The 12,112-nt window shown below is 60.0% G+C and carries 9 protein-coding genes; 5 read left to right on the top strand and 4 right to left on the bottom strand.

The window, feature by feature from the left end; genetic code table 11:
* Positions 1-68: 68 nt before the first annotated feature.
* Positions 69-2,270, bottom strand: coding sequence for a hypothetical protein (locus EJA72_RS21535; protein WP_157713416.1), 2,202 nt, complete (start codon positions 2,268-2,270; stop codon positions 69-71).
* A 198-nt stretch (positions 2,271-2,468) separates the two neighbouring features.
* Here EJA72_RS21535 and EJA72_RS21540 point away from each other — a divergent pair, with 198 nt between their 5' ends.
* A complete protein-coding gene (locus EJA72_RS21540; RefSeq protein WP_178129514.1) occupies positions 2,469-3,365 on the top strand; it encodes an NAD(P)-dependent oxidoreductase in 897 nt (298 codons plus the stop codon).
* On the opposite strand, the gene EJA72_RS21545 is transcribed toward EJA72_RS21540, so the two are convergent.
* Entirely contained in the window at positions 3,256-5,538 is a 2,283-nt protein-coding gene (locus tag EJA72_RS21545) for a bifunctional diguanylate cyclase/phosphodiesterase (RefSeq protein WP_157713418.1), read from the bottom strand. The genes EJA72_RS21540 and EJA72_RS21545 overlap by 110 nt on opposite strands.
* 145 nt (positions 5,539-5,683) lie before the next feature.
* Complete coding sequence (locus EJA72_RS21550; protein ID WP_157713420.1) at positions 5,684-6,049, bottom strand: YkgJ family cysteine cluster protein; 366 nt, start codon at positions 6,047-6,049, stop codon at positions 5,684-5,686.
* A 368-nt stretch (positions 6,050-6,417) separates the two neighbouring features.
* Between EJA72_RS21550 and EJA72_RS21555 the strand changes: the two genes are divergently transcribed.
* The gene (locus EJA72_RS21555) at positions 6,418-7,767 is read left to right on the top strand and encodes an MFS transporter (protein ID WP_157713422.1); all 1,350 of its coding nucleotides are present in this window, start codon (positions 6,418-6,420) and stop codon (positions 7,765-7,767) included.
* A gap of 167 nt (positions 7,768-7,934) precedes the next feature.
* On the opposite strand, the gene rapA is transcribed toward EJA72_RS21555, so the two are convergent.
* Positions 7,935-10,781 carry an RNA polymerase-associated protein RapA gene (rapA, locus tag EJA72_RS21560; protein WP_157713424.1) on the bottom strand — a complete coding sequence of 949 codons (2,847 nt, stop codon included), beginning with the start codon at positions 10,779-10,781 and terminating at the stop codon, positions 7,935-7,937.
* 218 nt (positions 10,782-10,999) lie between these two features.
* On the opposite strand from rapA, the gene EJA72_RS21565 reads away from it, so the two are divergent.
* From EJA72_RS21565 to ccoM, 3 genes are all read left to right on the top strand, one after another.
* Positions 11,000-11,341 carry an aspartate-semialdehyde dehydrogenase gene (locus tag EJA72_RS21565; RefSeq protein ID WP_157713426.1) on the top strand — a complete coding sequence of 114 codons (342 nt, stop codon included), beginning with the start codon at positions 11,000-11,002 and terminating at the stop codon, positions 11,339-11,341.
* 72 nt (positions 11,342-11,413) lie between these two features.
* Positions 11,414-11,575, top strand: a complete 162-nt coding sequence (locus EJA72_RS28990; protein WP_178129515.1) for a hypothetical protein — start codon at positions 11,414-11,416, stop codon at positions 11,573-11,575.
* Positions 11,576-11,719: 144 nt separating this feature from the next.
* A complete protein-coding gene (ccoM, locus tag EJA72_RS29540) occupies positions 11,720-11,833 on the top strand; it encodes a cytochrome c oxidase subunit CcoM (protein WP_027925619.1) in 114 nt (37 codons plus the stop codon).
* Positions 11,834-12,112: the final 279 nt, after the last annotated feature.

A 12,112-nucleotide genomic window follows, 5' to 3' on the forward strand; every position in this document is an offset into this window, starting at 1 on the left:
GCTCCCACAGGTAATCAGAGAACCTGTGGGAGCGAGCCTGCTCGCGATGGCCGCGACGCGGTTTCAGGTCAAACCGTAAACGTCTTGCCCGTATGGTTATTCAGCGAAATAACCTTGGTCTTGCCAATGCGGTGACGGTAGATCTCACGCAGGTACTTGATCGCCTTCTTCACGCAATCGCGCGACAGGCGAATGTCATTGATCGAGACAAACTTTTCCTTGTCGTTGATCAACTCGCGGTACTTCTTCTCGTACATCGGCTTGATCGCGTACCAGTTGGTGTCGAGGATCTTCGCCGGGTTCTCGAACTCGTTCAGCAGGTCGTCGATGCGGTCTTCGTCGAACTCTTCATTGATGATGAAATCCAGGATCGAGTTGTCCAGGGTTTCATCGAAGCGGTACGGGGTTTTCGCGAAGCAACGCTTGATGAAGGCCACGATCAGGGTCAGGAAATCGTCCGACAGGCATGGGCTCTTGGCGATCAACGTGGTCAACGACAAGTTCGCCGACGCGCCGATCACCAGTGCATAACGCTTGAGCGTGGTGTTCGGGAACAGGCTGTTGAGGTGCGTCTTCAACCGGTTCAGGTCCATGTACGACAGCTTGTAGTCTTTGGGCAGCGAAACGATCGACACCACCGACGAACAGTTCTTGAAGAAGTGCAGGTCGTGCAACGCGGCGGCGTCATACCCCGAATTCTTGTACTGCTCCAGCGAGGCGCGGTAGCGCTTGGACTCGATCGGCAACAGGCTGATGCCTTCGATGGCCTGGGTCACTTTGTTGAAGTGCGGCAGGTCGATGGAGCGGAAAAACAGGTCGTCGATGTTCAGGCGCTGCGGCTCTTTTTCGAACACCTTGAATTTGTCGTTGCTCGGCGCCGGGGTTTCCGGCACGACGGACTCGGCGTAGGCAATGGCTACCGGGCCGGCCAGACTCATGAACAGGTCGTTGGCGTCGAGGCGAATGGTCTCGCCGATGTCGATGCCGGCGCGACGGAAGTAGTTCTGGTCGTAGTCGGTCGTGACCGCCTGCGCCGTCAGAATGTTGAAGATCTGCTGCGAGATGTACTGGTTGGCATGCTTTTCCATCGCATTGACGTCAATGTTCTGGATGTTGCCGTCATCGCTTTCTTCGGCATAACGCATGATGTCGTTGGAGATCAGCATCATCGCGTTCCATGGGCGAATACGGCCCATGACGCTGGCTTCGCTGCTGTCTTCATTGGCGAAGTTGTAGGAGAAGTCCCACTCTTCCGAGAGGTATTTGCACAGCAAGCGGCCGGCGTTGATGTGCAGCGCCTCGGACATTTCACTGCGGTGATCGGAAATGTTCGGCAGCACGCAAATGCCGCTGGTGAAGATTGGCTCGAAGACGAAGGAATGACCGCTTTTGCCGTCGTGCTCGTCCATCGGCTTGGTGTCGAACGTCTTGTTCATGTACGAGTGCTGCTGGGCCAGGCCGAATTCTGACGCCATGCCCGAGCCGGTACCACCGCCGGCACTGAAGATCGAGAAATACAGGCGTGACTGGTTGGCCTTGATGCCGCAGCTGTCGATCAGGTACGAGTGAATCATTTTCCAGTCAGGGCTGGAGAAACGCTGGGTGTCCTTGTTCAGGATGATCTTGGCCAGGTACTGGCCCAGGATCGGCGCGTTACCGGCGCCACCGGCGTGGACTTCGGACAAGTCCATGATTTTCATTTTGCTGTAGTCGCGCAGAAACCCGCTTTTTTCGCCTTTGCGCGAGAAACGGATGCGCCCGGCGATGTCTTTGTCCAGGTCGCCCAGCATCACCAGCGGTTCTACCAGGAACACCGGTTTGGCGCCCTTGTTGGTGCCCAGGCGCAGGTTGTTGCGAATCCATTGGGCCGGGCTGTAGCCCTTGTCCGCATAGCGTTTGTCCGCAGACGGACGGTCTTCGTTATTGAATTCGTTGAGGTAGAACTTGCGGGCGTTGTACACCAGCTCCGCAACGTCCAGCGCGATGTTCGAACCGCAGCGGCCGAGGCCGATCAGGCACACCGACGGGAATTCCTGGTCGTTGTGCTGTTCGCTGTCGCCTTCCAGATGCGGCGCGCGCGGGAACACCATGTCGCGCAGGCCGTCGAGGTTATCGAGGATGCGGTCGGTGTTGGTTTCGGTGAAATACAGATATTGCTGAGTGGCCAACGGGCGCGACGGAATCAATGGCTTCGACGATGAGGGGCTGTTCGCCGCTGGGCTCAGTGTCAGATCGGAAACCGTAGTGGCCGGGTTATTTTTAGAAGTCATTGGGCGCCATGTACCTGGGCTGGTTGGCTCGGCGACAAACTGTCGTCGAACGGTCACGGAATGGGTCTCGCGTCTTTTGTTCAGCGCGTATTTGGCCCGAGCGTCAGGCCTGTAGCCTGAACGTCGCTAGGGGGAATCCTTTCCTTAGTCATGATGAATCGGCCAATATTCGGCGATCTTTAATCAAAAGGAGGCCAGATGATGGCAACGTTACCTTCGCTCGGCTTCGCCGGCATCGGTCTGATGGGCTTGCCGATGTGCCGCCGCCTGCTCGCGGCGGGCTATCCGCTGACCGTATGGAACCGCAATCCGGCCAAGTGTGCGCCGCTGGTCGAGGCGGGCGCCCGGCAAGTAACCACGCCCGCGCAGCTGTGCCTGCACGCGGATGTGGTGTTGTTGTGCCTGGCCGATACGGCGGTGGTGCGCGAGGTGGTTTTTGGGGCGGACGGGGTGGCCGAGGGGGCGAAAAGCGGTCAGTTGTTGGTGGACTTTTCCAGCCTGGAGCCGACCGCCACGCGAGAAATGGCCGCTGAACTGGCCAGCAAAACCGGCATGGGCTGGCTTGATGCGCCGGTGTCTGGCGGCGTGGTCGGCGCCGAGGCCGGCAGCCTGGCGATCATGGCGGGCGGCGACGCAGCAGACCTTGAGAGGGTCAAACCAGTCTTGCTCAGCCTCGGTCAGCGCGTCACCCACATGGGCAGCGTCGGCGCGGGGCAGGTGACCAAGGCGTGCAATCAGATGATTGTCGCGTGCAATGCGCTGGTGATTGCCGAAGTGGTGGCGTTGGCGGAGCGTTCCGGGGTCGACGCCGGTTTGATCGCGCAAGCGCTGGCCGGTGGCTTTGCCGATTCAAAACCTTTGCAGATCCTGGCCCCGCAAATGGCGCAGAGTCATTTCGAACCGGTGAAGTGGCATGTTCGTACGTTGCTCAAGGACCTGGACACCGCCGTGAAATTTTCCCGCGAGCAGGGCTCGGCAACGCCGATCAGTGGATTGGCCGCGCAATTGATGCGATTGCATGGGGCCCAGGGTTTCCTTGAAAAAGATCCGTCGACGCTAGTGCAGATGTACCGCGAGCCAGGCTCAGCGGAGTGATGGTGCGCGAGTGATTGCGCTGGTTGATTTCGTTCAGCACCGGACGCAACTCGGCCAGCGGCACCGGGCGGCTCAGCAGGTAACCCTGGACGAAATCGCAGCCATGGCGTTCGAGGAAGTCGTATTGCTCGAACGTCTCGACGCCTTCGGTGACTACCTGTAAATGAAGGGTGTGGGCCATGACGATAATCGCCTGGACGATTTCCATGTCCTGGGTCGCCGTCGGAATGTCCTGGATGAAGGAACGGTCAATCTTCAGCGTGTTCAGCGGCAAGCGCTTGAGGTAGGCCAGCGACGAATAACCGGTGCCGAAGTCGTCGATCGACAACGACACACCGAGGGCCCGAATCTGCCGCAGCAACCCCAGCGTGTTGGCGATGTTGTCCATCAGCGCATTCTCGGTTACCTCCATTTCCAGGCGTTGCGGCGCCACGCCGGTGCTGCGCAGAGCGTGTTCGATTTCGTCGGCCAGCTCTTCGCGCGCCAGGTTCAGGGGGGAGCAGTTCACGGCGATCTTCAGTTCTTCGCAGCCTTGGCGTGATAATTCGGCCAGGTCCTCACAGGCTTTGCGCAGCACCCAATTGTCCAGATCGGCGATCAGGCCATTGGCCTCGGCGATGGCGATGAAGCGGTCCGGGGCCAATAAGCCATGCACCGGATGCTGCCAGCGAACGAGGGCTTCCAGCTTGCTGACCTGACCGGTTTGCAGGTCATAAATGGGTTGGTAATGCAGCACGAGCCCGGTGTTTTCGCGCAGGGCGTGGCGCAGTTCTTCCTCCAGCTGCAGCTCCATGGTGGCGCGGGCTTTCAGGTTCTGACTGAAGAAATTCACGCCGTTTCGGCCGTTGTCCTTGGACTGGTAAAGCGCCAGGTCAGCGTTTTTCAGGAGCTCTTCACACGTCTTGCCGTCCTGCGGAAACAGGCTGATACCGATACTGGTGGTCATCACCATGCGCCGACCGGCCAATTCGATGGGTTCCTTCATTTTCAGCATGATGCGCTGGGCCATTTGCCGTGCTTCATCGTGATCATGCAGGCTAATGAGGAGGCAGAATTCGTCGCCGCCGAAGCGCGCCACCACATCTTCGTGCGTGCGCACCGAGCTCTTGATGTGGGCGGCGAGGACTTTGAGCAGTTCGTCACCGGCATCGTGGCCGAGGCTGTCATTGATGCGCTTGAAATGGTCGATGTCCAGAAACAGCACCGCCAGCATGCCGCCTTCGTTGGTCTTCTCGATCAGCTTCTCGGCAAAGATCTGGTTGAAGCCCCGGCGGTTGATGAGGTTGGTCAGGGCGTCGTAATGGGCCACTTGTTGCAGGGACATGCGCGCCTGGTCCAGTTGGCTGAGCAGCGCATTGACCCGTTGCAGGTCGCGTTCCTTGTGTTGCAGCTTCTTGTCCGCCAGGGCTGCGCTGATGCTGCTGCCGATGATCAGTAGCGTCATGATCGCCACGGTCAGCCCCAGTTGCAGGTGATTGTTTTCGCCGGGCAGGGTTTGCAGGTTACCGGCGGGCAGCACCAGGTTGAACGCCGCCATGCCGGTGAAATGCATGCTCACAATGCCGGCCCCGAGTACCAGGCTGGCGCAGTATTTAAGCAGTTGATGCAACGGGCCGGAGCCGTCGCGCAGATGGCTGGAGATCAACAGGGCCGCGAGGCTGGCGCCTATCGCCACCACAATGGACAGGGCAAATAGCGTCGGTTGGTAATACGGCACTGCGTTGGAATGCATGGCGGTCATGCCCACGTAGTGCATGGCGGCGATGCCCAGGCCAATCCAGACCGACGCCTTCAGGCATTGCCAGAAGCTGGGCCGAGGATGGCTGAGGGTGTGCATCGCCAACCACGAAGCGAGCAGGACGATCAGCAGCGACAGGAGCGTGACGGGCAGTTGATAGTGCGTCTGGATCGGCGCCCGGATCGCCAGCATCCCGATGAAGTGCATGGCCCAGATCCCGCCGGCCAGGCATCCGGCACCGACCCAGCGCCATAGACGTTGAGACCCGGTTTTTTCGGCGTGACCGACCCGTTCGGCCATGTCCAGCGTGGCAAAGCTGCCGGCACACGCGACGAGATAGGCCAGCAACACCAATAAAGGGTCATGTACGCAATTGAGTATTACCTGCCCGCTCTGTGGAAGCTCGGTGATGAAATGCAAACCAAGCCACTCCATAGCATGCCCCGTCGTTACACCCTGTCGACGCCATGACCGCTGGCGAATGACTTGGAGTATAGAGGCCGTGCACAGAGCGCAAGGAATGGTGGCATATTGGCTCTAATGATTTTGGCATTATATTTATAGCCAATAGTACTAAGCGTTACGCGCTCTGTTCATAGAGCGGTTCCAGTTCCGGCTGCAAGGCGGGCAGTCCGAACGCTGCCCGCGCCGCATCACAATCGACGTTGGCCTCGCCGTTGGTCCAGGACGCGTCGAACTCCCGACAAGTACTGGAACGCTGATCGTAGATCGAGCACTGCACGGTGCTGCCCACTTCGCCAACCAGCGCGACGCAGCGCGTGGGTTTGCAATCGGTGCCAAGCATGGCGACCCGGCTGGGGCTGATGGACGCGACTAGGTCGTCGGGCACTATCCCGCCGGCCGAGGTGCATTCACCCCAGAAAAAAGACACACGAAAATGGGAACAGCAGGCACCGCAATTCAGACACGGACTGGCTTCGGACATGGGCGATAATCAAAGGAGGGATGGGGTACACGGTGGGTCGGACAAGGCGGCTATTCTAGGCTTCGCCTTGGGCTTGGGAAGGGGGGCTAAGCGTTATTTTTCATAGACCGCTGTGGATGTGAAAACCGTTTCTCCCGGCACCACAAATCCAGTGTAGGAGTGTGCCTGTTCGCGATTAGGCCGGCACATCCAAGACAGATGGTGGCTGGCGCATCGCTATCGCGAGCAGGCTCGCTCCCACAGTGTCGGGTGTGACGGCATGAACTGATATCAGGCTGGCGAATGATGACAGACAGGCCGCGCGCACCTGACTAGATTGCAGTTTCCGGGGACAGTGAAGCCCCAATAACAATAAAAGAGACGGACCCATGCAGAACTCGACCCAAGCGGCGAATGCCTGGCGCATTCTGTTCCTGCTGTTCCTGGCGAACCTGTTCAACTTCTTCGACCGTACCATCCCGGCCATCATCATCGAGCCGATCCGCATGGAGTGGCACCTCAGCGACTTTCAGCTGGGGATCATCGGGACGGCGTTTACCATCGTCTACGCCATTGCCGGCCTGCCTTTGGGGCGCATGGCCGATACCGGTTCACGCAGCAAATTGATGGGCTGGGGCCTGGCGGCGTGGAGCGGGCTCACGGCGATCAACGGGCTGGTGGGCAGTTTCTGGAGTTTCCTGATCGTGCGCATGGGCATCGGCATCGGCGAAGCCAGTTACGCACCTGCTGCCAATTCGCTGATCGGTGACCTGTTTCCGGCCCACCGCCGCGCGCGGGCGATGGGCATTTTCATGCTCGGCCTGCCGCTGGGGCTGTTGCTGGCGTTTTTTACCATCGGTGCGATGGTCAAGGCGTTCGACAGCTGGCGAGCACCCTTTTTCATCGCAGCGGTGCCGGGGCTGATCCTGGCCATCTTCATGTTCTTCATCAAGGAGCCGAAACGCGGCGCAGCGGAAAGCGTGCAGGTTTCCCAGGAGCGCGTGGATCGGCCGATCCGTCGCGTGCTGGCCGTGCCGACCTTTCTCTGGCTGGTGATGGCGGGGCTGTGCTTCAACTTTGCCACGTATGCCTGCAACTCGTTCCTGGTGCCGATGCTGCAGCGTTACTTCCTGATGCCGTTGCAGGAAGCGGCGGTGGCGACCGGGGTGATCGTGGGTGTCACCGGGCTGTTCGGCCTGACGCTGGGCGGCTGGGTCGCGGACAAGATTCACCAGCGGGTGGCCAATGGTCGACTGCTGTTCGCGGCGTTCAGCCTGATTATCTCGACCGTATGTACCGCCTGGGCGTTGCATTCGGGGCGGATTGAAATCGGCGTGTTCGTGGCGGTGTTCAGCGTGGGTTGGCTGTTTGCCTACAACTTCTATACCTGCGTGTACACGGCGATCCAGGACGTGGTCGAGCCACGTTTGCGAGCCACGGCCATGGCGCTGTTCTTTGCCGGGCTGTACCTGTTGGGCGGTGGGTTGGGACCCGTGGTGGTGGGCGGTTTGTCCGATCACTTCGCCCATACGGCCATGCTGGCGGCCGGCGCCGAGCAGATGACCGAGGCATTCAAGGCGGTCGGGTTGCATGACGCGATGTACCTGATCCCGGTGGCGCTGTTTTTCACCATGGTGTTTCTGTTCCTGGCTTCGCGGTGTTTTGTGCGCGATGCGAAGCGGATGAAGGAGGGGTTGGTTGCGGTGGTTGAGCCTGGGGTTGCTGTGGCGACTGCCTAAACGCCATCGCCAGCAGGCTGGCTCCCACAGAGGGGGCACACTGGAACTCCGGTGTGGGAGCTAGCCTGCTGGCGATGAGGCCCTTTGCAACAACACAAATCTCAAGCAAACAAAAAAGGCCCGCATCACTGCGGGCCTTTTTGTTTTAGCCGGGTAGAGGAGGGCGTTTAACCCGCCACCAACACCCGAATCGCTTCCAGTCGCAACGCAGCCTTGTCGAGCATCGCCAAACCTTGCTCACGCTGTTTGCGCAGGGCAACCAGTTCGCTGTCACGCACGGTCGGGTTGACCGCTTGCAACGCGGTCAGGCGCGCGAGTTCTTCGTCGGTGTCAGCCGCGAGGCGACGCTGCGCCTCGGCCACACGCTCGGCGTGACGCGGGAAGATTTTCTCTTCGCCGGCGTTGATCCGTGGCGTCAGCTGGTCGCGCTGGGCCTGGATGAACTTGTTGGCGCTGGCGCGAGGCACGCTTTCCAGTTGATCGTTGAGCGTCTCGAACGACACGCGAGCCGACAGGTCGTTGCCATTGGCATCGAGCAGGCAGCGCAGGGCGGCCGGCGGCAGATAACGACCCAGTTGCAGCGAGCGTGGCGCAACCACTTCACTGACGTAGAGCAGTTCCAGCAACACGGTGCCAGGTTTCAGCGCCTTGTTCTTGATCAACGCGACGGCGGTGTTGCCCATCGAGCCGGACAGCACCAGGTCCATGCCACCCTGAACCATCGGGTGTTCCCAGGTGATGAACTGCATGTCTTCGCGAGACAGCGCCTGGTTGCGGTCGTACGTGATGGTCACGCCTTCGTCGTCGCCCAGCGGGAAGCTGGCGTCGAGCATTTTTTCGCTCGGCTTGAGGATCAGGGCATTTTCCGAATGGTCTTCGCTGTCGATACCGAATGCATCGAACAGGGTTTCCATGTAGATCGGCAGCGCAAATTGATCGTCTTGCTCGAGGATGTCCTCAACCAGTGCATCACCTTCACCGGCACCACCGGAATTGAGCTCCAGCAAGCGGTCGCGACCCGTGTGCAGATCGGCTTCCAGGCGCTCGCGCTCGGCGCGGGCTTCGTCGATCAGTGCTTGCCACTCGCCGTCGTCGGCGTTTTCCAGCAGCGGCAGCAGGCGCGGGCCGAACTGATGCTGCAAGGCGTTACCGGTCGGGCAGGTGTTGAGGAACGCGTTCAGCGCTTCGTGGTACCACTGGAACAGGCGCTCTTGCGGGCTGGTTTCCAGGTACGGCACGTGCAGTTCGATGATGTGTTTCTGGCCGATCCGGTCCAGACGGCCGATCCGTTGTTCCAGCAGGTCCGGGTGCGAAGGCAGGTCGAACAGCACCAGGTGGTGCGAGAACTGGAAGTTGCGACCTTCACTGCCGATTTCCGAGCAGATCAGCACTTGCGCGCCAAACTCTTCGTCGGCGAAGTAGGCGGCGGCGCGGTCTCGCTCGAGGATGTTCATGCCTTCATGGAACACCGTGGCCGGGATGCCGGAACGCACGCGCAGCGCGTCTTCAAGGTCCATGGCGGTTTCGGCGTGGGCGCAGATCACCAGCACTTTGGTGCGCTTGAGCATCTTCAGCGTATCGATCAGCCATTCGACGCGCGGGTCGAATTTCCACCAGCGTTCTTCTTCGTTGGCGTCCGGCTGGGCCTGGAAGCTGACTTCCGGGTACAGCTCGGCGTGATCACCCAGCGGCAGTTCGAGGTATTCGTCGGGGCACGGCAGCGGGTACGGGTGCAGTTTGCGTTCCGGGAAGCCTTGCACGGCGGCGCGGGTGTTGCGGAACAGCACGCGGCCGGTGCCGTGGCGGTCCAGCAGTTCGCGGACCAGACGGGCGCTGGCTTCGGTGTCGCCATCGTTCACGGCGGTCAGCAGGGCTTCGCCTTCGTTGCCGAGGAAACCTTGAATGGTCTTGTGCGCTTCAGGCGACAGGCGCCCTTTGTCCAGCAGCTCCTGAACGGCTTCGGCCACCGGGCGATAGTTTTCGCTCTCGGCGCGGAAGGCGTGCAGGTCATGGAAACGGTTCGGGTCGAGCAGGCGCAGACGCGCAAAGTGGCTGTCCTGGCCCAGTTGCTCAGGGGTCGCGGTCAGCAGCAATACGCCCGGGATGGTTTCAGCGAGCTGCTCGACCAGGGTGTATTCAGGGCTGGCCTTGTCTTCGTGCCACACCAGGTGGTGGGCTTCGTCGACGACCATCAGGTCCCAACCGGCGGCAAACAGCGCGTCCTGTGCTTTCTCGTCCTCGACCAGCCACTCCAGCGCAACCAGTGCAAGCTGGGTGTCTTCGAACGGGTTGGTGGCATCGCTTTCGATGAAGCGCTCTTCGTCGAACAGCGCGACTTGCAGGTTGAAGCGGCGGCGCATCTCGACCAGCCACTGGTGCTGCAGGTTTTCCGGCACCAGGATCAGCACACGGTTGGCGCGACCCGACAGCAGTTGGCGATGGATCACCAGGCCGGCTTCGATGGTCTTGCCCAGGCCCACTTCGTCTGCCAGCAAAACCCGCGGCGCAATGCGGTCGGCGACTTCTCGGGCGATGTGCAGCTGGTGCGCGATCGGCTGCGCCCGCACGCCACCCAGGCCCCAGAGCGAGGACTGCAACTGGCGGCTGGTGTGTTCCAGGGTGTGGTAACGCAGGGAGAACCAGGCCAACGGGTCAATCTGGCCGGCGAACAGACGGTCGCTGGCCAGACGGAACTGAATGAAGTTCGACAGTTGGGTTTCCGGCAGGGTTACCCCTTCGTTCTGCGCGTTGAGGCCGTGGTAGACCAGCAGGCCATCGACGTCGTCGACTTCCTGTACGGTCAGTTTCCAGCCTTCGAAGTGAGTGATCGAATCGCCCGGCGAGAACCGCACGCGGGTGAGGGGCGCATTCCGTAGCGCGTACTGGCGAGTGTCGCCAGTGGCCGGGTAGAGCACGGTCAACAAGCGGCCGTCCTGTGCCAGAACGGTGCCTAAACCCAGCTCGGCTTCGCTGTCACTGATCCAGCGTTGCCCCGGTTGATACTGCTGCGCCATGCTGCCTGACTCCCACCTTGAAAAAGCGGGCTATCTTAACGGAATGAGGGCTTCAGGGCCAAAGGACTCTCAGAAAAACTCACAGTCTTACGTTAGCCCACCGGCCGCGAACGCGTCGGCCGGGGCACCTAATCGTGCCAACCGGGTCACAGTTTGCGACCGATGGCTCAAGTCGCCATCCCCACAGCCGACAGCCTGCTGACAGGAGAACAATAAATATGATGCTACCGATGCTCCCCTTGAGTGCCGTGCCGATCACTTCGCAGCAGGACCCGGTCCGCCAGCGCCCGGATATTCCGCCGGTGGTGCCGGTGCAGGAAAGCTCCAACGAGAGCACCATCGACCTGCAGCAGCGTGATGCGGAAGAGGCAGCCTATCAGCTGCGCGAAGAGCAGCGGCGCAAGCAGGAACAGCAGCGGCGCCGACGTGAGGCCGATGAAGACCCTGAGGAACACCTGGCGATTCCCGGTCATGAGCTCAATGCCGACAACACGGTGCCGGTGGCGCCTTTGATTGACGACGAACCGCGTCAGGGGTTGTGGGTTGATATTCAGATTTAAGGTTATGGCTGGTCAGCACTTGCGTCAGACCGCATTATTGCGTCAAACCCGTTGAGCGATGTACTGAACACCATGAGCCAAGACGACAAGTTGATAGATCTTAATGATGAACGCGCCAAGCGGGTTCATGACCTTAATGAAAAACGTCTGAATGAAGTGCGCCAGGCGTTTGAACAGGCCATGCCCTTGGGTAAAGCGAAGAAGAAGCCGAAGAACAAACCGAAAAAGCGTTGAAACACCCTGCATTTATTGATGCAGGTCAGTTTTATCCCCTCCTGATCGCCCAGTCTTGGGTGACATTGATCCTGGTCAATTTTCTCTTCTGCCTCTTTGGGTAACTTAGTCCTATCGCAACAGGGCAAGTCCAGGAGGCCAGTCATGTTTTTCGACAACGTGGTGATCGCCGGGGTGCTGACTGTCAGCCTCATGGTTATGTTTTTTGCAGGGTTTGGATTTTTTATCTGGAAGGATTCGCATAAGCGTAAGCCGTAGTTCTTTCCGGATGTAGTGGGCACGCAAGGCATTTTGGGCAACTTCGGTTGCCCTTTTTTTTGTCTGCGGTTTTTGTGTGGGGGGACAAAGCTCAGGGCGTGAGGGGGCGACCACCGCCACAGTGCCGCGAGGCGGCCTGAAAGCCGACCTGATTTTTCCGGATGTGCCCGGTCCAAAAATGTGGGAGCCAGCAGGCTGGCTCCCACAGGGGAAGTGCGCGCATCAGCAGAATCAGGTCGGCTGCCAGGCCGCCTCGTTTTGTTTTTGATCGAGGCGCCC

The sequence above is a fragment of the Pseudomonas sp. PB120 genome, from assembly GCF_009761815.1.
In the GTDB taxonomy this organism is placed as follows: Bacteria; Pseudomonadota; Gammaproteobacteria; order Pseudomonadales; family Pseudomonadaceae; genus Aquipseudomonas.

Coding starts and splice junctions, on each gene's coding strand:
- EJA72_RS21565 (WP_157713426.1), top strand. CDS start 11,000: ATGATGCTACCGATGCTCCCCTTGAGTGCCGTGCCGATCACTTCGCAG.
- EJA72_RS28990 (WP_178129515.1), top strand. CDS start 11,414: ATGAGCCAAGACGACAAGTTGATAGATCTTAATGATGAACGCGCCAAG.
- rapA (WP_157713424.1), bottom strand. CDS start 10,781: ATGGCGCAGCAGTATCAACCGGGGCAACGCTGGATCAGTGACAGCGAA.
- EJA72_RS21535 (WP_157713416.1), bottom strand. CDS start 2,270: ATGACTTCTAAAAATAACCCGGCCACTACGGTTTCCGATCTGACACTG.
- EJA72_RS21555 (WP_157713422.1), top strand. CDS start 6,418: ATGCAGAACTCGACCCAAGCGGCGAATGCCTGGCGCATTCTGTTCCTG.
- EJA72_RS21540 (WP_178129514.1), top strand. CDS start 2,469: ATGATGGCAACGTTACCTTCGCTCGGCTTCGCCGGCATCGGTCTGATG.
- EJA72_RS21545 (WP_157713418.1), bottom strand. CDS start 5,538: ATGGAGTGGCTTGGTTTGCATTTCATCACCGAGCTTCCACAGAGCGGG.
- ccoM (WP_027925619.1), top strand. CDS start 11,720: ATGTTTTTCGACAACGTGGTGATCGCCGGGGTGCTGACTGTCAGCCTC.
- EJA72_RS21550 (WP_157713420.1), bottom strand. CDS start 6,049: ATGTCCGAAGCCAGTCCGTGTCTGAATTGCGGTGCCTGCTGTTCCCAT.